This is a genomic window from Mycobacterium intracellulare ATCC 13950, assembly GCF_000277125.1.
Lineage (GTDB): Bacteria > Actinomycetota > Actinomycetes > Mycobacteriales > Mycobacteriaceae > Mycobacterium > Mycobacterium intracellulare.
The window spans coordinates 1,369,895-1,392,965 of sequence record NC_016946.1 but is presented as its reverse complement, the minus strand read 5'-3'; the positions used below and the strand labels follow the sequence as shown (position 1 = coordinate 1,392,965).

21 protein-coding genes and 3 pseudogenes are annotated in these 23,071 nt (G+C 63.0%); 6 read left to right on the top strand and 18 right to left on the bottom strand.

All coding sequences use genetic code 11. The features are described from left to right. The first annotated feature begins 35 nt into the window (after window positions 1-35). Window positions 36-653, top strand: a complete 618-nt coding sequence (locus OCU_RS31705; protein WP_020188810.1) for a cysteine hydrolase family protein — start codon at window positions 36-38, stop codon at window positions 651-653. Here the strand turns inward: OCU_RS31705 and OCU_RS31700 are convergent. Both OCU_RS31700 and OCU_RS31695 read right to left on the bottom strand, forming a co-directional pair. Next, window positions 637-1,248, bottom strand: a complete 612-nt coding sequence (locus OCU_RS31700; RefSeq protein ID WP_009953731.1) for a TetR/AcrR family transcriptional regulator — start codon at window positions 1,246-1,248, stop codon at window positions 637-639. The two genes, OCU_RS31705 and OCU_RS31700, sit on opposite strands and share 17 nt — an antisense overlap. After that, window positions 1,238-2,251: a Rieske 2Fe-2S domain-containing protein gene (locus OCU_RS31695; RefSeq protein ID WP_020188811.1), complete on the bottom strand. Its 1,014-nt coding sequence runs from the start codon at window positions 2,249-2,251 to the stop codon at window positions 1,238-1,240. Before OCU_RS31695 ends, OCU_RS31700 begins: the two co-directional genes overlap by 11 nt. Before the next feature lie 177 nt (window positions 2,252-2,428). On the opposite strand from OCU_RS31695, the gene OCU_RS31690 reads away from it, so the two are divergent. From OCU_RS31690 to OCU_RS31680, 3 genes are all read left to right on the top strand, one after another. Continuing rightward, window positions 2,429-3,424: an LLM class flavin-dependent oxidoreductase gene (locus tag OCU_RS31690; RefSeq protein ID WP_009953728.1), complete on the top strand. Its 996-nt coding sequence runs from the start codon at window positions 2,429-2,431 to the stop codon at window positions 3,422-3,424. 75 nt (window positions 3,425-3,499) lie between these two features. After that, on the top strand, window positions 3,500-4,282 hold the full coding sequence (locus OCU_RS31685; RefSeq protein WP_009953727.1) for a FadR/GntR family transcriptional regulator: 783 nt from the start codon (window positions 3,500-3,502) through the stop codon (window positions 4,280-4,282). Between the two features lie 37 nt (window positions 4,283-4,319). After that, on the top strand, window positions 4,320-5,549 hold the full coding sequence (locus OCU_RS31680; protein ID WP_014379510.1) for a CaiB/BaiF CoA transferase family protein: 1,230 nt from the start codon (window positions 4,320-4,322) through the stop codon (window positions 5,547-5,549). Window positions 5,550-5,579: 30 nt separating this feature from the next. Here OCU_RS31680 and OCU_RS51005 read toward each other — a convergent pair. The 13 genes and pseudogenes from OCU_RS51005 to OCU_RS31615 all read right to left on the bottom strand — a co-directional run. After that, window positions 5,580-5,732 (bottom strand): annotated as a pseudogene (locus OCU_RS51005) (acyl-CoA thioesterase domain-containing protein); the annotation flags it as partial. 41 nt (window positions 5,733-5,773) lie between these two features. Continuing rightward, a pseudogene (locus tag OCU_RS31675) lies at window positions 5,774-6,935 on the bottom strand (IS3 family transposase). A gap of 29 nt (window positions 6,936-6,964) precedes the next feature. Further along, a complete protein-coding gene (locus tag OCU_RS31665; protein WP_014379508.1) occupies window positions 6,965-7,705 on the bottom strand; it encodes an acyl-CoA thioesterase in 741 nt (246 codons plus the stop codon). A gap of 271 nt (window positions 7,706-7,976) precedes the next feature. Beyond that, on the bottom strand, window positions 7,977-8,678 hold the full coding sequence (locus OCU_RS31660; protein ID WP_009953722.1) for a hypothetical protein: 702 nt from the start codon (window positions 8,676-8,678) through the stop codon (window positions 7,977-7,979). Between the two features lie 62 nt (window positions 8,679-8,740). Beyond that, window positions 8,741-9,472, bottom strand: a complete 732-nt coding sequence (locus OCU_RS31655; RefSeq protein WP_009953721.1) for a hypothetical protein — start codon at window positions 9,470-9,472, stop codon at window positions 8,741-8,743. Continuing rightward, the gene (locus tag OCU_RS31650; protein WP_009953720.1) at window positions 9,436-10,911 is read right to left on the bottom strand and encodes an MCE family protein; all 1,476 of its coding nucleotides are present in this window, start codon (window positions 10,909-10,911) and stop codon (window positions 9,436-9,438) included. Before OCU_RS31650 ends, OCU_RS31655 begins: the two co-directional genes overlap by 37 nt. Window position 10,912: 1 nt before the next feature. Continuing rightward, window positions 10,913-12,043 (bottom strand): MCE family protein, encoded by a 1,131-nt coding sequence (locus OCU_RS31645; protein WP_009953718.1) that lies wholly within the window; start codon window positions 12,041-12,043, stop codon window positions 10,913-10,915. A gap of 26 nt (window positions 12,044-12,069) precedes the next feature. Beyond that, window positions 12,070-13,416: a virulence factor Mce family protein gene (locus tag OCU_RS31640; protein ID WP_136244918.1), complete on the bottom strand. Its 1,347-nt coding sequence runs from the start codon at window positions 13,414-13,416 to the stop codon at window positions 12,070-12,072. Beyond that, window positions 13,413-14,738, bottom strand: a complete 1,326-nt coding sequence (locus OCU_RS31635) for an MCE family protein (protein WP_014379507.1) — start codon at window positions 14,736-14,738, stop codon at window positions 13,413-13,415. The genes OCU_RS31640 and OCU_RS31635 overlap by 4 nt, the downstream gene beginning before the upstream one ends. Beyond that, a complete protein-coding gene (locus tag OCU_RS31630) occupies window positions 14,735-15,763 on the bottom strand; it encodes an MCE family protein (RefSeq protein WP_009953715.1) in 1,029 nt (342 codons plus the stop codon). Before OCU_RS31630 ends, OCU_RS31635 begins: the two co-directional genes overlap by 4 nt. Before the next feature lie 38 nt (window positions 15,764-15,801). Continuing rightward, on the bottom strand, window positions 15,802-17,271 hold the full coding sequence (locus OCU_RS31625) for an MCE family protein (RefSeq protein ID WP_009953713.1): 1,470 nt from the start codon (window positions 17,269-17,271) through the stop codon (window positions 15,802-15,804). A 6-nt stretch (window positions 17,272-17,277) separates the two neighbouring features. After that, window positions 17,278-18,126 carry an ABC transporter permease gene (locus tag OCU_RS31620; RefSeq protein WP_009953712.1) on the bottom strand — a complete coding sequence of 283 codons (849 nt, stop codon included), beginning with the start codon at window positions 18,124-18,126 and terminating at the stop codon, window positions 17,278-17,280. Window positions 18,127-18,158: 32 nt separating this feature from the next. Next, window positions 18,159-18,947: an MlaE family ABC transporter permease gene (locus OCU_RS31615; RefSeq protein ID WP_009953710.1), complete on the bottom strand. Its 789-nt coding sequence runs from the start codon at window positions 18,945-18,947 to the stop codon at window positions 18,159-18,161. A 1,503-nt stretch (window positions 18,948-20,450) separates the two neighbouring features. Here OCU_RS31615 and OCU_RS31610 point away from each other — a divergent pair. Then, complete coding sequence (locus OCU_RS31610) at window positions 20,451-20,957, top strand: TetR/AcrR family transcriptional regulator (RefSeq protein ID WP_014379506.1); 507 nt, start codon at window positions 20,451-20,453, stop codon at window positions 20,955-20,957. Between the two features lie 33 nt (window positions 20,958-20,990). Here OCU_RS31610 and OCU_RS51315 read toward each other — a convergent pair whose 3' ends face one another. Beyond that, entirely contained in the window at window positions 20,991-21,386 is a 396-nt protein-coding gene (locus OCU_RS51315) for a hypothetical protein (RefSeq protein WP_162130881.1), read from the bottom strand. Here OCU_RS51315 and OCU_RS49990 point away from each other — a divergent pair. Next, window positions 21,376-21,696: a lipoprotein LpqH gene (locus tag OCU_RS49990; protein ID WP_009953707.1), complete on the top strand. Its 321-nt coding sequence runs from the start codon at window positions 21,376-21,378 to the stop codon at window positions 21,694-21,696. The two genes, OCU_RS51315 and OCU_RS49990, sit on opposite strands and share 11 nt — an antisense overlap. Before the next feature lie 81 nt (window positions 21,697-21,777). Here the strand turns inward: OCU_RS49990 and OCU_RS31600 are convergent, their stop codons facing one another. Together OCU_RS31600 and OCU_RS51625 are read right to left on the bottom strand one after the other, a co-directional pair. Then, window positions 21,778-22,449, bottom strand: a complete 672-nt coding sequence (locus OCU_RS31600) for a CAP domain-containing protein (protein WP_026071529.1) — start codon at window positions 22,447-22,449, stop codon at window positions 21,778-21,780. Window positions 22,450-22,765: 316 nt separating this feature from the next. Further along, window positions 22,766-22,938: pseudogene (locus tag OCU_RS51625) on the bottom strand (D-aminoacylase); the annotation flags it as partial. Window positions 22,939-23,071: the final 133 nt, after the last annotated feature.

The following is a 23,071-nucleotide window of genomic DNA, read 5'->3' as shown; positions in this document are numbered from 1 at the left end:
TCACAGGTGTCAAAAAAATGGACTAGGGTGCAGGGATGGCTCCGACACCATGGGACCCCGAGACTACGGCCGTTGTCTGTGTGGAATGCCAGAACGGTGTGCTAGGCCCCGAGTCCGTCTTGCCCGCTTTGGCCGCCGACAGCTCTGAACTCGTCTCCAGTGTGCGCCGACTTCTCGATTCCGCCCGCCAGTTCGGCGCGCGGGTGGTGCACGCGACCTATGAGGGCAACCTCGGGGGCCGGCCGACCGGGACGGCGCGCATCTGGCGGGCCCTGGGCCCCGCAACCGCTCACTGGGCACCCGGAACCGCCTCCACTACAGTGCTTCCCGAGCTACTGGCACCCACCGATCTGGTGTTACCGCGCCACCACGGCCTTTTCCCAACGCTCGATTCCGAACTACTGCCCGTGCTCAAAGGCTTCGGCGTGAGCACCATCGTCCTTGCCGGCGTTTCGCTGAACCTGGCGATCACCCACACTGCCGGGCATGTTACGCAGGCCGGTTTCGAACTCGTCGTCCCGCGCGACGCCGTCGGCGGCACCCCCAAGGACTATGCAGAACAGGTGCTGGACAACACTATTGCCGTGCTGGGTCGGCTGACCACGATCGATAAGCTTATCGGCGAATGGACATCGGTCAGGTCTGACCGTTGACCGTTCGCCACAGCATCTCGGTGGCCGCCATGATCACCGCTTGGCGTGTCGTCGACGGGACCTCGTTGTGGCGAACCATCAGCCATGAGCGTTCGAGCATCGCCATTATCACCAGCCCGGTAGCCACGGGGTCGAGGTCGGGCGGTGTCGGCGCCATCTTTGCGATGCCCTCACCGAGCGCGGCGGCGGTTCGACGGTGCGAGCGGGCGACCGCCGCGCGGAATTTGCGATCGGGAGGCATGTCCTCCGTGGAGCGGATGACGAACGCACCGTTGCGGTCGAGGTAGTCGAAGTAGCCGGCAACCCAGGCCTCGACGTCCTCCCGGCTGGGCGGGCTCCCCTGCTCCATGAAACCCTCGACAACCGCCAGCGCTTCGCGGTAGGTGTCGGTGCCGAGCTCGATGAAAAGCTCGGTCTTGTCGGAGAAGTAATAGTAGAAGCTCGCCCGGGTGACCGGCGCGAGGTCAGTGATGTCCTTGATGGTGACGCCCGAGAAACCCTTGCGCGCAAACGCGGTCCGCGCAGCGTCCAGGATTGACTCTCGGGTGCGGTCGGACTTGCGTGTTACCCGCGGGGGCGAGCCCTCAGACACCATGCGCGACCGGCTCGGCGGCAGCCTCCGGTTCGGGATAAAACCCGCTCGCCCACCGGCGCAGCGCGCGAAAGCCTGCCGCCTCCGAGGTCGCCAGACCCGGCGGTTCGAGGTACTTCTGGTGCTCCCAGATCCGGATGTCGTCGGGCAGGGCGAGTTTCGCTGCGGCCAGGCGCGCCTCGAAATCATCCGGGCCTTCTGACGTTTCCTCGCTGATCCAGTAGCCGGCGAAGATGTCGGATCTGGTGTCGTCCACCGGTGTCGCGCAGATGGAGATGACTCGGATTCCGTCGCGGACGTGTTCGCCGTTGTAGCTGAGCCCGATTCCTGACCAATAGATTTCGATCGTGTTCATCGTGTCGCCGGTGCGGTCCAGGCCGTCGCTCCACCTCCGGCCAAAGCCGACCTTGGCCGACCAGGTCGAGCTGTCGGTGCTTTCACGCAGTACCACGGGACTGATCGGGGTGCGATGGACGAATTGGAAGTGGTGAGGATCGACGGCGTTCTCGGCGATCACCTGGGGATGCACCTTTACCCGCTCATGCCGCGTCCGGCAATCGGCTGTCAATGGGTGGAATCGTTGCGAGCGGACGTGTTCGCCAAGCACCGCGAACGCGTCGGGTGCCGCCCACAATGGATCTCTGCCCGCGCTGTCATGCCAGATCAAGATCGAATCGTTGAGCTCGGCGACCGGGTAGCTACGTACTCGGCGGCCCTTATTGGGCCGATCCTGGTAGGGAATGTGGACGTTGCGTCCCGCGCCGTTCCACACCCAGCCGTGAAAAGGGCACTGGATGCCTTCTTCGACTACGCAGCCGCCGTGGGCCAGGCTCGCGCCAAGATGCTGGCAGTGCGCGTCCAGCACCTTCACCACCCCATCCAGCTGCCGGAAGGCGACCAGATCCCGGCCGAAGTAGTGCATCGGGATCACCTCGGCGACGGCAAGGTCAGCGCTCCAGGCGACCTGAAACCACCCGGTGGGCAGCATGCTCGGCAATGTTTGCATTATCGGAATGTCCTTTCCACGCACGACGCCTAGCAGCAGGACTATCGCGAGGCTACTCTTTTTTGACACTTTTGTCGAAAACGATCGATGCAGGGGCGATGGCGTAGCCACCGGGCAGGAAGTACAATTACGTATCTAACTAGGTTAGTGACGTAGTGCCGACGGATGCGAGGACGCATGGACTGGGGTCTGCCGTGGCCGGGGCCCGCGCTGGCAGCGCAGGCGGAGACCGCCGGCGCGCAGGCGTTTTGCGCCGGCGAGTTCGCCGATCTCAACGCATACATCACCGCGACCGAGATGGCTCTCGGTACCTCGCGGGCGTACATCGGCCCGGGAATCGCATACGCATTCGCCCGGTCCCCGTTCGTGCACGCCGCGGCGGTCCGACATCTCTGGACACTCGCCCCGGGCAGGGTCTTTCTGGGACTTGGGTCGGGGACCTCACGGATGAATAAGGACTGGTTTGGTGTCGACGCCGCCCACCCCGCCCCCCGGATGGCCGAACTGATCGAGGCGATCCGGGCGTTCCTGAACGCCGAGAACGGCGAACGCGTCCGTTACGAGGGCCGGTTCTACACGATTGACGCCGACATCCGTGCACCGGTGCTCGGCCGGTTAGACGTTCCCATCCTGATCGGAGCGTTCAACAAGATCATGTTGCGGACGGTAGGTCGCATCGCCGATGGCGTACTGGGGCACGGCCTGTTCACCGATCGGTGGTGGACCGAAGTCGTGGAGCCCGAACTGGTCCGCGGCGCGGAAGCAAGCGGACGCGACCCGGCCGAGCTACGACGTTGGGGGTGGCTGATCACCGCGATCGACAACGACGACCCGGCCCGGGCTGTCCGGGACGCGCGGCTGCAGATCGCCTTCTACTTCACCGTGAAGACCTACGACTCACTCGTCGAACTGCACGGCTGGACAGACCAGGTCGCCCGGATCCGATCGGCCTTCCGCAGCGGCCATCCGGAAACGATCGCCGACCACGTCACTGACGATATGCTGTGGTCGATCGCGATCTGTGGCGACGACACACAGGCACGCGAGATGCTGGCGACTCGCAAACGAGTGCCCGACACGGCATTTGCCTCACCGCCAAGCTTCCTGGTCGGACGTCGACGACGCTCCGGCTATGGTGCGGCCGCGACGCGCGTTCTTTCGCAACTACATTGACGCCAGCTACGGATGCACCAGATGGGTGCCTTACATGGTGTACTGAGTACTACATGTCGAGTTCAGGAGGTCGCGATGCCCAAGCGGGAACCGCTCGCGCCGATGGCCACGTCACAGAATAACGGTGCGGTGCGGTCGCCGAAGACGGCCGAGATCGTGGCGGACACGTTGCGGCGGATGATCGTCGAGGGACAGCTCAAAGACGGCGACTTCCTTCCCTACGAAGCCGAACTCATGGATCACTTTCAGGTCAGCCGGCCGTCACTGCGAGAAGCGGTGCGAGTCTTGGAGTCCGACCGCCTCGTGGAGGTGCGGCGCGGCTCACGCACCGGCGCCCGGGTTCGCGTCCCGGGCCCCGAGATCGTCGCGCGGCCGGCGGGCTTCCTGCTCGAGATGGCGGGAACGACGCTCGCGGACGTGATGACGGCACGGATGGGCATTGAACCGTATGCGGCCCGGCTGCTCGCAGAGGATGGCACCGCTGCGGCCCACCGCGAGTTACGCGAACTCATCGAGGAGATCCCCGCTGCATGGGAGACCGGCAAGCTGGGCGCGGCGTCCACCGCATTGCACCGCCGGCTAGTCGAACTGTCGGGCAACGCGACACTGACCGTGATCGTCGGCATGCTGCACGAAATCTTCGAAAGGCACATGACCGCAGCATTTCTCAGCGTTCAGAACGTCGTGCCCAAGGCTCAGTACACCAAGCTGATGCGGTCCTACACCCGACTCGCCGACTTGGTGGCCGCCCGGGACGGCGCCGAGGCCGAGGCGCATTGGCGGCGACACATGGAGAACGCCAGCGCTGAGCTACTCAAGGGCCACGAGAAGACGAAGGTCCGAGACATCATGCACTGAGTGGGCACCGTGCCCACCCTCACTTGAAGGACATCTGATGCGTAAACCGCTCACCGGAGTTCGCGTGCTGGAGGTCGCCCAGTTCACCTTCGTTCCCTCGGCAGGCGCTGTGCTCGCCGACTGGGGCGCCGACGTGGTGAAGATCGAGCATCCTGTCACCGGCGATGCCCAGCGCGGCTTGGTCAAAGTGTTGGGAGCCGCGGCAACTGTACCCGGATCGTCGTTCGCGCCGATCATGGAAGCCCCCAACCGCGGAAAGCGCAGTGTCGGCCTGGCCCTGGACAATTCCGAGGCGCGTCCCCTGCTCGACGAACTGATTCGGCGAAGCGACGTGTTCCTGACGAACTACCTGCCGTCGACGCGGAAGAAGCTGTCCATCGACGTCGACGACGTCCGCCGAATCAACCCCGCCATAATCTATGTCGTCGGCAGCGGCTTCGGACTGAAAGGGGCCGACCGGGATGCGGGGGCCTATGACGCGACGGCGTTCTGGGCCCGTGGTGGCAGCGCGGACGGCCTCACGTCGCCCGATGCCGCACACAGTGCGTTCATGCCCGCCGGGGCTTACGGGGACAACATCGGCGGCATCACCATCGCCGGCGCCGTGGCGGCGGCACTCTACGGCAGACAGGCCACCGGGGAACCGTCCGTGCTCGACGTCTCGCTCTTGGCGGTCGGCGCTTGGACAACCCAGTTCAACGTGAACATGGCGATGCTGATGGGCGGCCCGCTGCCGAAGGTAGAACGCCGAACCCAGGCCCCGGGCAACCCGCTCACCGGCGCTTATCGGACTTCGGACGGAAGGTTCGTCCAGTTGTCAATGTTGCAGCCGACGCGGTACTGGCCGGAGTTCTGCCGGCTGATGGGTCTGCACGAGGTCGCTGAAGATCCGCGGTTCACAACGCTCGACGCGATGGCCGAGCACAGCGAAACTGCTCAACAAATCGTTGCGGACGCGATCGGCAGGTTGAGTTTCGCTGCATGCCAAGCGTTATTACGCAAGGGCAGAGGGCAGTGGGCCCCGGTGCAGGATGCCTGGGAAATAGCCAATGACGAAGCACTGACTGCCAACGGTCGCATCGCCGAAATCGTCGATGCCGAAGGTCATCCGCAGAAGTTGGTCGCCAGCCCGGCGCAGTTCGACGACGATCCAGCCAGCCTAACCAGAGCACCGCAATTCGCGGAGCACACCGACGCAGTACTGCGCGAACTGGGCATCGATGACGACCGCCTTATTGAACTAAAGATCGCCGGCGTGATCACGTAATCGCGGCGCTGCCAACGCCATTGATCCGCTTCACTGTCGCTGCTCAGCGAAGTAACCCTCCTGGGTTGCGATGCACACCAATTCGCCCGACCGGTTGTACAGGGTCCCGGTGGCCAAACCGCGGCGGCCCACAATGCTCGGCGAGAACTGGTCGAAGAGCAGCCAGTCAGTAAAATCGGCAGCGGGGACTGCCCCGAGTTCAGTTGACTCGCGGGGTGTGATTTTCAGGCCGCGGTTGCGACTGGTGTGTGGAGCAGTTCGAACTCTATCGGGGTGAGCCTGCCGAGTGCGCGTTGCCGGCGGCGTCGGTGGTAGGTCCGCTCGATCCAGGTCACGATCGCCAGGCGTAGTTCGGCTCGGGTGGACCAGCGTCGCCGGTCGAGCACGTTGCGTTGCAGAAGGGCGAAGAACGACTCCATGGCGGCGTTGTCTCCGCACGCACCGACCCGGCCCATCGATCCGTGTAACCCGTTGTGCGACAGTGCGTGGACGAATTTCGTGACCGAAATTGGCTGCCCCTGTCGGAATGAACGATCGTCGCGACAGGTGCGCGAAGCGCCACGGCGTGATCCAGGGCGGCCACCGCCAGCGAAGACTTCATTCGCGAGTCGATCGAGTAGCCCACGATCCGGTTGGAGTGGACGTCTTTGATGGCGCAGAGGTAGAGCTTGCCTTCGTCGGTGCGGTGCTCGGTGATATCGGCCAGCCAGACCTGGTTGGCGGCCGGGGCGCCGAACTGACGCTGGACGAGGTCGTCGTGGACCGGTGGTCCGGATCGACGGTTTAGTCCACGTTTCTTGGCGAAGATCGACCAGATGCGCTCCTGGGAACACAGCCGTGCGACGCGGTTCTCACCGGCGGTGATCCCGCGCCCGGGAAGTTCGTCTGCGATGAATCGGTAGCCGAATGCGGGGTCGTCGGCGTGGATGTCGCGGGCGGCGTTGATCAGGTGCGCATCGTCCCAATCTCGCTGCGACAGCGGTGCTTTGCGCCATTTGTAGAACGCCTGGGTAGAGAATCCCAAGACCCGGCAGGTCACCGTAACAGGGATCCCGTCAGCGGCAAGGTCGAGGACCAGCGGGTACATCATTTTGGGTTAGCGTCCCGGGACAGGTAGCCGACCGCGCGGCGCATCACCTCGGCCTCCTGCTCGAGGAGTTTGATCCGCTTGTGCGCCTCGCGCAGCTGCGCGGCTACATCGTCAGCAACGGCAGATGGCGTGCTGGCCCGGTCGCCACCGTCTTGGCGGTCGGCGATCTTGAGCCAGCGGTGCAAGCAGGCTTCCGAGATGCCGAAGTCCTTCGCGATCTGGCGCAGCGGCGCCTCGCCCTTGCGGGCCACAGCGATGACGTCGGCTCGGAACTCGGCAGGAAACGGTTTCGGCACGAGCTGATCCTTCCAGCGAGGACGAATCCTCACAGGTCAGGAGTCAACCAAACTGGGGGCAGTCCCGCGCGGTGAAACCAGATGGTGTGGTCGACTAGCGCCGAGAGCCGAGGCCCCACCGGTGTGGTGCGCATCGTCGTCATCACGCACTCGAGCAGTGTGAGCGCGCTGAGATAGGCCACCACACAACTGTTGACCAACGGATCGTCGGTGACCTCGCCGTTCGCACGAAGCCAGATCCGAAGCCGCGGCGGCGGCGGGTCGGAGAGATCAAGGGCGACCCGAGGCGGCGCGTCGAGGTACCGCATGGTGAATGGACGTTGCTGCGGCCACCAGTCACCGAATTCCTCGGCGTAGGGCGTCAAGAGATCCTCGAGTCCGTGGACCGCGGACGGCCCCGCCACGTCAGGCATTCTTTGTTGCCAGTCGACGTCGTCGGCGATGATTGTGAATGAGGCGAGCGCCTCGAAGAGGACGACTCCCGACTGGCTCGCGGTCACCCGACGCGAGGAGATGGTGCCGCCGTCACGTAGCGGGGTCACGTCATACTGGATCGGCTGCCTTGCGTCACCACGCCGCAGAAAGTACATGTGCATGCTGTGCGCCAGTCGCCCGGGTGTCGTCCGCCCGGCCGCCATCAACGCCTGAGCGGCGACCTGGCTTCCGATGATGTGGTGGTTGGGGGTGTCGGGTTGAGTGCCCACGAACGCTGCGTCATCGATCTGCTGCAGGTCCAACAGACTCAGCACGTCTTCGAGCGTCGAGATCATGTAGCCAAGCTAAGCACGCGGCCGGCGGCCGCACCCGGCGGCACCGCAGTTCTCGACGAACCCTTCCGACCGCGGAAAGCTAGCGAACCCCAAAGGCAAAGCTATTCATGCAAATTCGTAGGGTGTGCACACATCGGAGGCTGGACCGACGCACCGCACGTGCGTCCGCTCCCAGATTAAAACCACTGTTGTGCTGCGTCATCCGGGAGCCATGTCACGGTTTATCACCCAGCCAGACCCTCAGGAGATATCTGCCTGTGCCATCTTGGCCTCAAACTGGGTCGAATGCCGAGATAAGCCAACGGTTGCCGACCTTGTCCATGGTCACCCGGACGGTGGATGCGGTATCGGTGGGCGCATCGTTGCCAACGGACACAGTCTGGTCGACATACACCAGCGCGACCGCGTGGTTTGGGTTCGCCGACACCGAGGCGGCGGCGGGAACGGTAGCGACCGCCGAGATGTGGTCTTTCTTCGCGCCTGGTATCACCACATCCTGGACTAACTGTGTGTAGGAGTCCTTGAACTTGCCGGTCAGCCGATCGCGGGCGGCGCCTAGGTCCTTTTCGACGGTGTCGGGTCGGTAGGACAGTATCGCAACGCTGGAATCCTTGGCGGCGGCGACTGACTCGATTTCGGCCGCCCTGGACAGAAGGTTCGAAGCGGCTTGCCACTTGAGAAAGCCCGTGGCCACAGCGATCAGCAAAGCTGATATAGGCAGCACCCCGAAGACCAGCAGCCGCGACCATCCGATCCGGCGCTTACGCGGCCGGGGTTCAACGTCTCTGGAATCTTCCGTTTCGGGATCGTCGGCGGATTCGTCCTCCGATTCGGCAACGTCTTCGGTACTGACCGTGTCCGTGCCGTCCCCGGTCTCGTCGGTTTCGTCGGTCTCAGTATCGATTTGCTGAGTGGCCTGCTCATCGACCTGTGTTTCGTCCCGCTCTACGGCGGAATCGGATATAACCCGCACTGCGATGGTTCCTTATCTGGTTCGTGGTCTTGATCGTCGGCGCTGGCCAGGGCGCGGCCCCGTCACGGTACGAATGCGACGTTGGAGACTTTCATGTCGTTTCCGACCTTCTGTACGATGACGCGCATCCGCCAATGCCGCGGGTCCTGTTCGGCTGCACCGAGATTCGAGGTCTTTACCGACACAGCGACTAGCACTTGGGCTTCGTTCCCCGATTGCGACTCCAGGCCCGCCTCGGTAATTGTCCCGACCGATTTCGACTGCGCTTTCTTGACGACGTCGATGAAGGGTTTGGATCGATGAGAAAAGTCGTCGTAGAAAGTGCCCGTCGCTGAGTCCAGGATGCGTTGGACGTCGGCATCGGCGTGCTGCCAGTCGATTGTCGTCAGGTTCAGCGCGCCTTGCCTGCCGATGCGAACCATCAGTTCGCGCTGTTGTTGGGCCTGGTGTGACTGGTACGTCTGATACCCGAACCAGCCCCCGAGCGCCGCCAGGCCGACAACTGTGACCAACCCGAACACTGTCGCCAACAGCGCAGGCGAGCGTAGTTTCTTGGCCGGCACAGGGTCTTCGGCATCCGGTTCGGCAGCGTCATCAACCGAGGCGTCGTAATCCTCGACTTCGTCGTCCGGCGCCTCGACTGTCGGGTTGTCCGAAGCGGGCGCCTCAGCGGTCGTCTCATCAGCTGTGACCGCTTCCGATGAACCCTCGTCCGGGGGACCGGCCGATGCGGACGTTCCCGCCAGGTCCGTCTCGCTCAGTTTCTCTTGGGTGGCATCAGCATGCTCTGCCATGTTTGCCCTTTCTTGGTGCCGACAGCTAGGTCGGTCTGGGTGTACATCCGGCCGTCTGGCCCCATATACATGCCCGTGGCGGGATCGTATTGGACGGCCGCTATCGGCGGTGGCGCCGGGCCCGGCGGCGACGGTGGGGGGACCTGTCCGGGCGGCTCCTCGCCCGGTCTGTACTGGGGCACGTCCTGCCCGGAATACGTCGCGTTCGGATCACCCTTCCAGTTGAAGCCGTCGTTAAGCGGAACGTAGGTTTGGTCGCTTTCGCACATCTTGACGGTCGGCGCGCGTTTGCCGGGGCGCGTTTCGCAGGGCATGTTGTGGGCACCGCGCACGTTGAGCACCGAGTCTTGCGGTACCCGGCAATAGATGTCGCCGTTAGGGGAGTCCGGATAGTCCTCGTAGCTGGCAGCGCGCTGCTGTTGGATGGGCAGGAATCCGGTGGTGCATGGGGGCGGCCAGTTGAGGTTCAGATTGAAGCTCAGGAACGCGCCGTTGTAATCCTGCTTGGTGTTGCGGTTGGCCACCCCGGTCGCTTGGATTTCGGCCACCCCCTGGGGCAGCTCGACCAATAAGGATTCGAGGTTGTCGCGGTAGGTGACGCCTACCTGCCCGACACTGACCAGATTGGCCAGCACGATCGGCAGCGTGGGGCTCAGCCGGTCGAACAATTGCCGGGCCTCGGCGGCCGCCGGGCCGCCTTCTCGTAGCAGACCTGCGACCGAGGAGTCGTTATCGCGCAGCTCGGAGGTGATCGTCGCCAGGTGTGCGGCCCAAGCTTGGACCGAGTCTGCTGACTGGGTCTGGCTGTCCAGCAGCGGCTTTGACCCATCGATCAGGTTGACTAGCGCGTCGAGGTTCTGACGGCTGTCGGTCGCCAACTTCGCCGTTCCGCTGACCAGCCGGGAAAGCTCCGGGCCGAGCCCGCCCACGGCCGTATAGGACTCGTCGACAACCGTTTTGAGGTTGTCACGCGGGATTACGGTAAGGCCACGGTTCGTGGCCGCCAGGAGTGAATTGATGTCTGGTGGAACATAACTACGGTCGACCGGGATCACGTCACCGTTTTTCAGTGACGGCCCCTGCCCACCACGTGGCAGCAGCTCGACATATTGCTCGCCGACCGCCGAGACACTGTGGACCTGCGCATTCAGGTTGGCAGGAATGTGGACATCAGAATTGAGCTGAAGCACGGCCTCGGCGCCGGTCGCAGTCAGCTTTACCGCTTGCACGCGCCCCACCTCGACGCCTCGGTAGGTGACGTTGCCGCCTGGGTAAAGGCCGCCGGCTTGAGGTAGCTCCACCGTGACCGTGTAGCGGTCGACCCCGAAGAATACCGTCGGTATCTGCATGTAGTCGAAGAACATGAGCGAGGCTGCGCTCAGGCTGATCACCGTGAAAATGGCCAGCTGGATCTTGGTGCGCCGGGTCAGATGCAGCATCTCAGCGCCCCTGGTCGAAATGGTAGGGAACAACCAAGGGGTTGCCAGGGTTGTACGGCCCGCCCCCGGTGCAGGGGCTGGGCAATTGCCCGATGGTGCGGCCCCACTGCAACTCAAGCTCAGTCAGATTGCACTCGAAGCGGGTGCCGGTTAAGAACGACGCGTCGAGCCGACTCAGCGTCAAGTCGATTACCGCCGTCAAGTTCGCGTAGTCGCCACGTATCCATTTGCTGAGCGTCTCCGCGGGGAAGGGGAATGTCCCGAGGAAGCCTAACGATCGGGTCAACGCCGGCCCTGCATCGGCCAGCGATTGCAGCACGGGGCCAAGGTCTTTCAATTCCTTGATCAGGTTTTCCTTGGTCTTGTTAACCGAGTCAGCGGCGAGCGCGCTCAACTGGCCGACTTCACCGAGGGCGTTGGCGAGGTTGTCTCGCTCGTCTTTGAGCACGGTCAATGCTTGCGGAATGGTCTTCAGTGCCTTGTCGATAATCGGTTTCTGATCGGCAAATTGACCGACAAGATTGTTGAGGTGGTCCGTTGCGGCGATGATGTCGCTTTTTTGGTCGTTGAGGTAGCCGACGAATGTATCGAGCTGATTCAGCAGGTTTCGCAGATCTTGTTCGCGCCCACTGAAAGCAGTACTCAACGTCTTGGTGATGTCTTGAACCTGACCCAGGCCGCCGCCGTTGAGCAGCAGCGACACGGCGGCCAGTGTCCGCTCGGTGGACGGATAGGCGCCAGCCGACGACAGCGGAATCAACGACCCGTTCTTCAGCTTGCCCTGCGGCGCTACTCCCGCAGGAGGCGCCAGTTCGACATGCACCGAACCGAGCAAGCTGGTTTGACCGAGGGTAGCGGTTGCATTGGCGGGTAGGTCGACATCGCCGTCGATCGTCATGGTAACCAGCGCATTCCAACCCTGGAGTTCTATGTCGATGACATTGCCGACCGTCACATCGTTTACCCGGACCCGCGAATTGCGTTGCAGATTCTGCACATCGGGCATCTGCGCCCGAATGGTATACGCGCCCGGGCCGCCGCCTTTGGTGCCCGGCAAATTGAACGAGTTCAGGCCCCGAAACCCGCAGCCGGACAGTGTTGCGAGCGCCACCGCCGCCAGTAGCGCCGCCATCACGCGACGCCGAAGTGGTGATCGGCTCATTGTCCACCTCCGGGCGGCATCATCATTCCGCGTAATCCCTCAGCCGGGTTCGTTGGCGCCGCTTGCGCAGGCGCCGGCGCATCCGCCGCCGGCGGCGGGGCTTCAGCCGGGGTCGCCCCGGCGGCCGGCGGTGCCGTGCCGTCTCCCGTTGGCGGGGAGTCAGGGTGCGGCGGAACATAATCCGGGCGCAGCCAGTCCTCGCTATAGGTGAGTTCATTGGGGCGCGCCGCGGCCCCGACGAAGAGATTTTCGCCCAGCGGCGGAAAATTCACTTGGCGGTTTTTAATGATCGGCGCCAGGTACTGCACACACAGCTTCGCTGATTCCTTGGCGCCTAGACGTGATGCGGCTTCTACTGCTCCACAAAGGAATTGGATCGTGTTAGCAAAGTTGTTGAAGGCCAGCGCACCGGTCAACGTCCCTTGTGCGGGTTGATAGATGTTGAGGAAGTTCTGAAAGGCCGTTGGCGCGGTATGCAGAATTTGCTTGACGTCGCCGAGGCTGTCGGTCACGGCTTGAGTCACTGACGCCAGTTTGTCCGACGTGGTACCCAGCGCGTCGCGGTTCTCGGCCACAAAGCCTCGGACGTCGCCAACCACGTCGTTGAGGTTGCGGACGGCATTGGCGACCTCGTTGGGGTCATTGGCGAGCAGACCGGTGACCTCGGCAAGGTTCTGATTCAGTTGTTGGAGCAGGTCGCTGCTGTCGTGCAGCGCGGAGACCAGAATGGACAGGTTTTTCACGGTGCTGAACAGGTCATTGCTATGGTCGCCGAGCGCTGAAATCGCCTGCGAAAGTTCGATGACCGTCTTACGGATGTCTGGGCCTTGGCCTCGCAAGTTGTCGGCCGCGGTGTTGATGAACGCCCCCAAGGTGCTGGTTCCACCCGGTGCGGTCGGCTGCAGCACCTGCGTCAGCTTCTCCAGCTGCTGGCGGAAGTCGTCATACTCCACCGGCACCGCGGTACGTTGCTGCGGGATCACCGCATGGTCGGCCAGTGCAGGGCCGCCCGTATAGGCGGGGGTCAACTGGATGGACCGGGGCGTCACCAGCGACGGCGAGAGGATGGCAGCTTTGACGTCAGCGGGAACCTTATATTTGTCGTTGAGCCAGAAGGTGATTCGCACACGGTCCGGTTCCGGTTCGATTTTCTCGATCTTGCCGACCGGCACACCGAGAATAACGACGCTGTCACCGTTGTAGAGGCCAGTGCTGTTGGCGAAGTATCCGACGACGGTGGTGCGACCGACCCCTGCAGCCGACCGCACCACGGTGACGATTCCGCCGAGCAGTACCGCTGTGAGAGCGATGGCCACACCGATCCTCGCGCTGCGGGGACTCATCGTCCCTCACCCCCTTCGCCCGGCTGTGCGGGCCCCGGCAACGGTGCTGACTGCCCCGCGCCTTGACCCGGCTGCGCGGGTGGCCCTGGCGGCGGCCCACCGGGGGGCGGCGCGGGAAGGGGCTCCCGGTAGGGGTAGCAGCCGGGCCCCGACGAGGCTGCGCCGGGAGAACCGCACGGATGGTCGCCCGGATTGCCGGTGATGGCGTCGGGCAGCGTCATTCGCGGTTCCCCGCCCTGACCGGTCCGCGGGAACGGCATCGGCAGCGGCGGTGTCGCTGGCTGGCCAACCTGCGGGTCGGCGCGTTGACTGGGCAGCAACACATTCGGGTCCAGGCCGAGGTCGGAGAACGCCGCATCGATGAACGGCTGCACAAACTGTCCGGGGAAAAGGTTTACGACATAGGCCTTGAAGAAGGGCCCGGACGACACTGATTCCCCCAGGCCCAAGGCGTACTTGTTGAGCCCGACGAGCGCCTTCTGGACGTTCTCCTTGCGGTTGTCGACGATCGCCAGCACACTGTTGAGCTTGTCGAGGGCCGGCTTCAGCGTGTCGCGGTTCTCGGCGATGAAGCCTTTGAGTTGGCGGGCCAGCGCAGCAAGATTGTTGGAAATCTGCTCCAGCGCGCTGCTTTGGCTTCTCAGTTGCCTCAAAAGGGCGTTGGTGTCGCGGACGAGCTTGGCCACTTCGTCGCTGCGCTTTGCCAGCACTGTGGTCGCCTTATTGGCGTTACTCAGCAGGGTCCGCAACTGGCCGTCGCGTTCATCCAGGGTTTGCGAGAAGCGCGCCACCCCCTGCACCGCGGCCTTCAGGTCGGGCGGGGTGTCGGTGAAGGTGTTGGCTAGCACTGCAAGCGATTTCGACAGCTGGTCGGTGTTAAGACCGCTGATCGTCGCGGTGAGGTCGCCTAGCGCGTCAGGCAGCTGGTAGGCAGATGTGGTCCGCTGCTGCGGGATCGGTCCGGTCAGCTGCCCCTCGCCACGAGGGCTGACCTCGAGGACCTTGCTGCCCAGCACGGTCCGCAATTTGATCGCTGCCTCGGTGCGCTCACCGAGGCGGAGATTGCTGGCGACGGTGAACGTGACCAGCACGCGCGGTCCGTCCAACTCGACGCTGTCGACCTGCCCGACCCGGTAACCCGATATCTGCACGTGGTTACCGGGCTCCAGGCCGCCCGCTTCGGCGAAGTATGCCGAATACGTTCTGTCGCTATGGAAAAACGGCAGCTTGTCGTAGTTCAGGGACACCAACATGAGTGTAAAAACCGCGCCCAGGCCGATGGCGCCGATGATGAACGGATTGCGTTCGGAGAACGTTTTCATCGCGGCGTGCACCTGCCGCTGGCCTGGCCGGCCACCTTGACGTACACCGGCTGGCCGCCCTTGCCGTTGAGCTTGAGCACGATGTCACACAGGTAGAAGCTGAAGAAGTCTCCGTATAAGCCTTGCCGGTTCAGTATCTTGAAGGCGTCGGGCCAGTGGTCGAGGTACTTTTCGAGCCACTCGCGGTCGGCCAGCATGGTCCCCGCGGTGCGATCTGCCTCGTGCACCACCTTTTTCACCGGCGGGCGGGCTTGGGCCAGTAGATCGGTGATCGACCCGGCGGCGGCGTTCGCGTACGCCACGCCATTGCTGATGTCCTGCTTGCGGGCTTCAAGGCCTGCTACCAGTTCGGAGAGGGAGTCGACGGCACGGGCGAACTGACCGCTTTGGCCGCCGAGCGAACCGAGCACGGTGTTCAAGTTGACGATGACCTGACCGATCAGGTGGTCGCGGTCGGCCAAGGTGTTGGTGAGTGCGGCGGCCTGGGTGAGAAATGAGCCAATCGTGCCGCCCTGACCTTGGAAGGCCGCGATCAGCTGCCCGGTCAGCTTGTTGACCTGGTCTGGGTCCAGCGCCCGGAACAGTGGCCGGAAACCGCCTATCAACGCGTCCAGATCGAGTGCCGGTTCGGTACGGGCTAGGGGGATGGTCGCGCCTGGACTGAGTCGCCTGATGTTGCCCGCTCCCTCTTCGAGTGCCACGTACCTACCGCCGGTGAGGTCGGCGAAACGGATGGCGGCCCTGGTGCCCTCGGTGAGCACGACCTTTTCTGCTGCGGTGAATTCGACGAGGACCGTGGAGTCGGGCTCGACGGTGATGTTCTTGACTTTGCCGACCTCGACACCGGCGATACGGACGAAGTTTCCGCCCTCCAACCCCGACACGTTCGCGAACTGCGCTTTGTAGGTCTTCTCGGACTGGAAGCGCAGCTGCCCGAACAGGGCGACCAGCGTGAACATGCCCAGGACAGAGACGACGACATAGATGGCGAGGCGCCACAGTGTCCCGGTGAGGTTCTCTTTCATGTCTGCCCTCCCCTAACTCTTCTCAACGCGGTGGGCAGTCATGGCCCCGGGACATTTGGTGGCGGTGGCAGCGGTTCGCACACCTGGTTGAGGACGCCGCAGGTCGGTTGGATCGCCCCCGGCACTGGCGGCGTGAACGGTTCCGACCCCGCAGGCGGCGGGCCGGGATCTCGCGGTCGTCCCGGCGGAGGCGCGGGCGGCAACCCCGGATACAGCGGCGTTCCATCCGGCGCGTACTGCTGCGCTCCGTACGGTGGCGCACCCGGGTACGGAATCGGACCAGGTGCCGTCCCTCCCGGATGGCGAAGGCTGGGCGGCTGCGGTGTTCCACGGGTGGCCGGCAGGTAGTCGACGTATCCGGGGAAACCGATGCCGGGGTTGGGTCGCATGTCCAGGCCGCGCCCCCACCCGGTGTTGGTGACGAGGTAGCGCAGCGGGAAGTTCTTGGACACGTCGGGTAACGCTCCGCAGCCGGGCTGTCCCCCGGGGCCGCCTTTGGCTCCGTTGATCGGGAGGTTGTCAGGGTATCGGTACGCCTCGTCACCAAGCAGCAAGGCGACGTCGAGTGTGACCGAGTACCCGTTGTGGCCGCCCGATACGTCGCCGAAAAACTCGGCGTCGTACTTGGAGCCGACCAGCGTGCAGGTCAGTTCGGGGTTGTACTTCATCAGCAGCCGCGTGGTCGACTCGAGCAAGTTGACGCCGTGCACGAGGTTGTCTTTGTTCGGGCCGATCAAACCGATGCCGCTGTGGGAGAGTCCAACGACGTTGAGCAGCAGTGAGTCCAGGGCCTGAGCATTGTTGCTGACGGTGGCGCTGGTGGTGCTGGCCGCATCGAGCACCGTAACGATGTCGTGTGCGGCGGAGCTGTAGGTGTCGCTGAATCCTTTGAGTGCGCGAAAGTCGGCCCGGATCGTCTCGCTGCGGGGATTGATCGCCTCGAGGACTTCGTTGAGGTCGGTGGTCGCCTCACCGAGGGCCTCCCCTTTGCCGCGCAACCCGTCGCCCAGCGCGGTGAGTACGGCGTTCAGCTTGGGGGTGTCGACCTGGTTGAGCACCGCGACAAGGTTCTGGAACACGGTGTTGACCTCGGTCGTCACGTTGCGTGATCGCACGACAGCGCCCGCCGCCAGGCGTCTGGGGCTCGGGCTTTCAGGTATCTGAAGATCGACGTATTTGCCCCCGAACGCCGTGGTGGCGGTGATCTGGGCGCTTACGTTGGCCGGGATGTATTGGAGCTGCTCGGGGTAGAGCTCCAGCCGCAGCGTCACGGGATCGCCCGAGTGAATCGAGGTAACCCGGCCGACCTGAACGCCGCGCAACTTCACCTTGGCGCCGGGTTCCATGATGAGACCGGAGCGGTCGGCGGTGAGGGTCACCCTCGCATAGGGCCTCAGGTCTCTGTTGAACGCCGCTACCGTGAGCACGACCAGGCCGGTGATCGTGCCAAGGAGGATGAGAGTCCACAGCGCCGGGGGAAGGCCGGCTTCACGTTGCATCTTCTTCATCGCGTGCTATCCAGACAGGTTGAAGTTGCCGGACACGCCGTAGGCGGCCATTGCCACCGCCAACTGCACCGTTACCGCCACGACCAGTGAGGCGCGCACCGAGCGGCCGACAGCTTCGCCGACGCCGGCTGGGCCGCCGGTCGCGTTGAAACCGTAGTAGGTGTGTACCAGCATCACGACCGTTGCCGTCGCTATCACTTGCAGCAGTGACCAGATCAAGTCGGTGGGCTGCAGGTAGGTGTTGAAATAGTGGTCATAGACCCCGGGTGCCTGCCCGAAGGCGACGACCACCAGCGTTCGCGTCGCCAGATATCCGGCCAGCGAGGACAGGCACCACAAAGGAACGGTAACCAGCACGCCGGCTACGATTCGCGTTGATGCCAGGTAGCTGATCGCGCGGATGCCCATCACTTCCAGAGCGTCGATCTCCTCGTTGATGCGCATAGCTCCCAGCTGTGCGGTGGCTCCGGCGCCGATAGTCGCGGCAAGCCCGATGGCCGAGGTCAGCGGCGCGGCGAAACGGGTGTTGAGGTAGGCCGAGGCGAAACCGCTCAAAGCCTCCACGCCCACATCGGACAGTGATCGGTAGAGCTGGATACCGATGAACGCTCCGGTCGACATGACCAGTGTGGTGACGACCACCACGGTCCCGCCGATGATGGCCAGCGCACCGATCCCCAGACTCATAGTGGCGATCAGGCGCAGCGTCTCAGCCTTATAGCGGGCGACCGCATCCCACACCAGACTCAGCGCCTTGACGTAGAACGCGGTTTGGCTTCCCAGCCGATTCCAGCCGGCGACCAAGCGGTGCAGGGTGATCGACAATCGTGCCAACCGCGGCGGTGCGGGAATCACGCTTGTCGGGCGGTGTCGGGCGGGGGCCGCGGTCACATCGTCACCTTCGTGCCGACCGCGACTAGCACGACGTTGATCACGAACAACGCCATGAACGTGTACACCACGGTTTCATTGACCGCGTTGCCGACACCTTGGGGTCCCCCACCAACCGTGACGCCCTTGTAGCAGGCGATGGTCCCAGCAACCAGGCCGAACAAAGCCGCCTTGAAGAAGGCGATGGCCACGTCGGCGATCTTGACCAGTAGCGTCAGGCTCGCCGCCCAGGCACCCGGAGTGACGTGCTGAAAGTAGACCGAGAAGAAGAAACTGCCGACCAACCCGACGATGGTGTTGATCGAGTTGAGCAACAACCCGTTGAGGCAGAGCGCCAAGACCCTGGGTACCAGCAGTCGCTGCACTGGGTTGATCCCCATCACCCGCATCGCGTCGAGCTCTTCGCGGATGGTCCGAGCACCCAGGTCAGCACAAATCGCAGTAGCGCCGGTACCCGCAACGACCAGCACCGTGGTTATCGGGCCGATGTATGCCACGCTCGCCAACGCAGCCCCAGCACCTGATGCGTCGGCGGCGCCGATCTCCACGAGCAGAACGTTGATGATGAAGACGCTGAGCGCGTTGAACGGAATCGACAACAAGATCGTCGGGGCGATCGACACCCGAGCCACGAACCACGCCTGATGGATGAATTCGCGCCAAGCAAACGGCGGGCGCACCAGCTGCGTGAAGATGTCGAGGGTCAATGCGAAGTAGCTGCCTACCTCGCGTAGCGGCTTGCCGGCAACGGCCAGCCGAGCGGTTCCCGGAGACTCGACCACCACGCCCTCCTCTGGCGGAGCGGTCAAGGCGGGAATAGGTGCTGTGTCCGCGACTACCACTAGCGCACTCGTTTGTAACCAGTCGGAGCCGACATTAGACGATGAATCCTCCCCGGCAGCGGTACGACGTGCTGCTCCCTTTCGAAACGGTGTGGCCCAGAGCACAGCGGGACGCTACACCATTACATTAAGGCAAGGCAACATCGACGAACGCCATTTTGGACAAACCGGCGAAGTGACGTGAGCGCAACTGCGGTGGTTTGCTGTGGGTTCCGACAATTTTGGCTGAAATGTCGCAATACCCGCAAACGGGAGGGCCGTGTCAGGTTGGCTCGCTACACCCGTGTCGAACAGCACAGCACCCATCAGACCTCGTAGATATCGCAAGGGCCAGGTGATCGGCCGCATCGGCCAGGGCTGGACGCTCCCGCGCCCAGCATCACCCGCATCGCGACCAGTCCAGGGCCATAAAGTTTGCTACGAACTACACTATTTGACCATAAATTAGGAATGGTATCCAGGAACTGCGCGCTATACGTTCGCAGATCTATCTACAGTAATCACCTTAACTGAGTTCATTCCAGACGGTAAACAGTAGTATTTATTGCAGAGCAGGATGCTTAAACGTCGTTTCTTATTGCGCACCGGAATCAATAAAGGGATTGCGACGTAAATCGGCTCACTGAAGTACGGATACATCCCTTGCATTTCCACCATCGCAGCCCGCCGCTGAGCGGGATCGAGTGCACACCGGCGCGTCTCCATATCCCAGGCCCGCACAGAGCGCGTCGAGCCACCGGTGGGGTCCTGAGCTGCACTTACCGCAAGGTAGGGCTACGAATTTTCTGGCGTCAGCGCGACCCTTAACACTCCGGGCGAAAACTTGTTCACGCGGGTATACCAGCATGGGTCAACACCAACCCCCGCATGCGTGGCAATTAATCGCCGATCTTGACTAACCGACCTCTCGCCTGAGCCTTACTCTGTAGCGCGGATGGCAGTGATCCAGCGCACAAAAGGGGCTGACAGAAGTGACGGTTAAAGCTAAATAGTTATCTATATATCGGTTTGTATCGTTAGCTCATTATTCGGAGCATTACTGGAGAATCTCGAGGGAACTCTGCACTGCTGAGCCGCAGTGAGTCAGGTGCGCTGCCGGACAGTTGCTACCCGGTTAACTGGTCGGGGGTAGAGCCCGGCTCATCTGGATGTGGGCTTGCCCCATCGCCGAGATTCCGGGCAGCCGCCAAGGCCGGTTGAGCTTCACTCGCCGGGAACAACCGGTGGCGCCGCCACCTCTCGCAGCGCAGTTAAACCGCCAGCGAGTCCTCGCCGAGACATTCGCATCGCGTCACCGACACAGCTGCGAGGCCGTAGTGTGCTGGTGTGACCGCCCAATCCAGAGGCCGTCGCCCGAGGCCAGCCGGGGCGGACTCGCCGGCAGATGATGAGGCGCGCGAACGGTTGCTGACCGCGGCCGATTCCTGCTACTCGGATAAGGGGCCTGTGCGCACCCGGATGGGCGACATCGCCCGGCGCGCTGGCGTGCACCGGTCGACGGTGTACTACTACTTCCCGAGCAAGGACGCTCTGCTGGCGGCCTCCTTCATGCGAGTGCTCACCGTTACCCTGCACGCCGTTGAACAATGTTGGCAGACTGACGAGCCCTTCCTGACTCAGCTCGTCGCCGCATGCATGCGGGGAATCGACATCGCCCGTGGCTCACCGGTGATGCGATCACTAGTCGACGACCATCAAGCCGTCGGCGCTGCCTATCATGCCGCCGAAGGTTCCGAGTTGTGGCGAGCCAAGCTCGCTGACGCGCTGGTGCGGCGCCTCGAGGCTGCTGCCGCTGTCGGCGATATTCGCCGAGATGTCCCGGCTGACACCCTCGCCCGCTGGATCGTCCGCATCAACTTCAGCCTTATCGCGGAGCCCGCCGACCCCGATGACGGTGGTGATGAGGGCGTACTGCGCAACTTGCTCGTCGCCTCGCTAACCCCTCGGCGATAGCCTCTCGCCGAGATCAAGTCACGGCTGCACTGGCTACACCGTCAGCTCTTCAATCTTGTTGTCCTCGTTAAGAGGACGCGCAATCGACCACGATGACGGCTGATCACCGACCCACAGACGAAAACGGTTGTCGACGAATACATCGCGATAGCCGTGACCACGATGCCAAAGTCGGATATCGTTGTTTTGACCAAGCCGACCGCTCGCCGCACCGGGCAAGCCGACGCCGAAATCCAGCGGTGGCGACCTTGCTCTAATTCGGAGTCGGGATGGCGGCGAGATGAAATGGGGTGCGCTCGTGCAGAAGCGGTTCCGCAACGCATCCGCGATCGTCGTGATAACAGCAAGTGTCGGTGCATGTTCGTCAACGCCCCGCGCAGCCGCACCTCCGGGAACATTGCCCCCAGAAACCGCACAGGTGACGATCAACGATCATGCCCTTCCGGAGACCCACGCTGTGAAGTGCATTCCGATGGGATCACTCACTGCGGTTACTATCGGTGACACAGCGGCAGGCACAAAAGCGTTTATTTCCAACGGAAGTGCGCTGACCGCCAAGTCGGTCAACATCAGCGACCTGGGCGGCTTCACCGGCGGCTACGCCGAAGACCTCCAGGGCGCCGCCGATGTAGCCCTGCACGGATACACCTACACCATCCGGGGACGTGCCGAGGGCTTTGACACCGATAATCCCAGCCTGAAGGCAACCGACACGTTCATAATCAAGGTCGCGTGTTAACGCGACCTTGCGACCTATGGCCGGATTACATTGATGTGCGGGCTTTTGACCCGCGTTTGCTACCGATAGACGAATCTCGCTCTACTGCGGAGGATTGCCCGGCGGCGGGTACACGCCCCTCAGGATCCACGGGAACCAGTTGAGACCGAACTGGAGTTCATCGCTGGCGTCATAGTCAGGACTGGGATCGAGCGGAATGTTCTGCCCATCGGTGTTCAGTGGTGTTGCTCCCCGTCCCGAGGGATCGGCTTGTGGCTGTCCGTAGACCGCAACCACGACCGTACGATCCGGACTGTTCAGCGACCAAACCCCCATCTGGCTGTTCGCACAGCTGGACATGATCTTGAAATAGTCGGGGTTGTAGTACCACCGGTTGATTAAGTCATTGCCGCTGATCGCGATTGACTGATTGATCGCCACCGTCTCGGCCACCGGGCCATGGAAACCAGCCGCGTTGGCGCGGTCTTGTGGGCTAGACCCGTCCGAACCGATGTCACCATCGAGGGCCCGGTTGTTCAACAAATCCTGGGTGTGTCGCTGCGCAGCGGCTTGCAGCTGGGGGCTGATTCTCACGTCGTTATTGCAGCCTGCTTGATGCTGCACGGTGAAGACGTTGGCGACGACACTGTCATTGAGCCGCTTGTTGTTCGGTATGAGCGTGTTGTTGTCATTGTCCGCATGCGCGACGGGACTGCTCAACAGAGCGCCGGCGGTAACAACCAAGGCAGGCAGCCGGTGCGGCCGACGTTGCATGTCCAAGTCCTCCTTGTTAGCCACCCAGCGGTGGTCGACGGTGCTGTGCGGCGGACGCGCTGCGACCGAGTGCCGGCCTGGCTGATCGGATCGCCTCAGCTAGCCGTTGCAGGACCGAAACGAGCCTGACATGCATGTAGGCTACCCACGACGCCGCGAAGTCGTCTAGAGGTTTTATTACTTAAATGAATATCTATTTAAGCACTTGTCTGTGCCAGCTGCGATCCCGACTGGCGAGGCGGGCTAAACAATGTTGTCATCGGCACGAGGCGTCCGCTCGATGCCAGGATTACCTTGCGAGCAGCTCAGATGCTGTGGTGTGCAGGTCAATGAACCCGGGCGTGACCAACAGGCTTGCCGCATCGATCTCACGCGTGCCCATACATCGACCGAACCAACCGCCACGATGACACCACCACGCACCGCGACATAACCCCGCTCGGGCACTCCCCTCGAACCGTCAACGATCGAGCCGTTCCGGATCACCAGATCCGTAACTCATTAACCAGCTCTCTCTTATCATTGTCCCGCAACCGATTTCGAATCCGCAATCGTTACGCGGCACCGATTCCATGGCCCGTGGTAGGCCGAGTAGTGCCGCGGCTTCGGCGCTGGTGGTAGC

Excerpts from the sequence above, each read along its gene's own strand:
- OCU_RS31705 (WP_020188810.1), top strand. The coding sequence starts at position 36 with ATGGCTCCGACACCATGGGACCCCGAGACTACGGCCGTTGTCTGTGTG.
- OCU_RS31640 (WP_136244918.1), bottom strand. The coding sequence starts at position 13,416 with ATGAGTCCCCGCAGCGCGAGGATCGGTGTGGCCATCGCTCTCACAGCG.
- OCU_RS31655 (WP_009953721.1), bottom strand. The coding sequence starts at position 9,472 with ATGGCAGAGCATGCTGATGCCACCCAAGAGAAACTGAGCGAGACGGAC.
- OCU_RS31625 (WP_009953713.1), bottom strand. The coding sequence starts at position 17,271 with ATGAAGAAGATGCAACGTGAAGCCGGCCTTCCCCCGGCGCTGTGGACT.
- OCU_RS31650 (WP_009953720.1), bottom strand. The coding sequence starts at position 10,911 with ATGCTGCATCTGACCCGGCGCACCAAGATCCAGCTGGCCATTTTCACG.
- OCU_RS31630 (WP_009953715.1), bottom strand. The coding sequence starts at position 15,763 with ATGAAAGAGAACCTCACCGGGACACTGTGGCGCCTCGCCATCTATGTC.
- OCU_RS31680 (WP_014379510.1), top strand. The coding sequence starts at position 4,320 with ATGCGTAAACCGCTCACCGGAGTTCGCGTGCTGGAGGTCGCCCAGTTC.
- OCU_RS31695 (WP_020188811.1), bottom strand. The coding sequence starts at position 2,251 with ATGCAAACATTGCCGAGCATGCTGCCCACCGGGTGGTTTCAGGTCGCC.
- OCU_RS31685 (WP_009953727.1), top strand. The coding sequence starts at position 3,500 with ATGCCCAAGCGGGAACCGCTCGCGCCGATGGCCACGTCACAGAATAAC.
- OCU_RS31635 (WP_014379507.1), bottom strand. The coding sequence starts at position 14,738 with ATGAAAACGTTCTCCGAACGCAATCCGTTCATCATCGGCGCCATCGGC.
- OCU_RS31665 (WP_014379508.1), bottom strand. The coding sequence starts at position 7,705 with ATGATCTCGACGCTCGAAGACGTGCTGAGTCTGTTGGACCTGCAGCAG.
- OCU_RS31700 (WP_009953731.1), bottom strand. The coding sequence starts at position 1,248 with ATGGTGTCTGAGGGCTCGCCCCCGCGGGTAACACGCAAGTCCGACCGC.
- OCU_RS31645 (WP_009953718.1), bottom strand. The coding sequence starts at position 12,043 with ATGGCGGCGCTACTGGCGGCGGTGGCGCTCGCAACACTGTCCGGCTGC.
- OCU_RS31690 (WP_009953728.1), top strand. The coding sequence starts at position 2,429 with ATGGACTGGGGTCTGCCGTGGCCGGGGCCCGCGCTGGCAGCGCAGGCG.
- OCU_RS31600 (WP_026071529.1), bottom strand. The coding sequence starts at position 22,449 with ATGCAACGTCGGCCGCACCGGCTGCCTGCCTTGGTTGTTACCGCCGGC.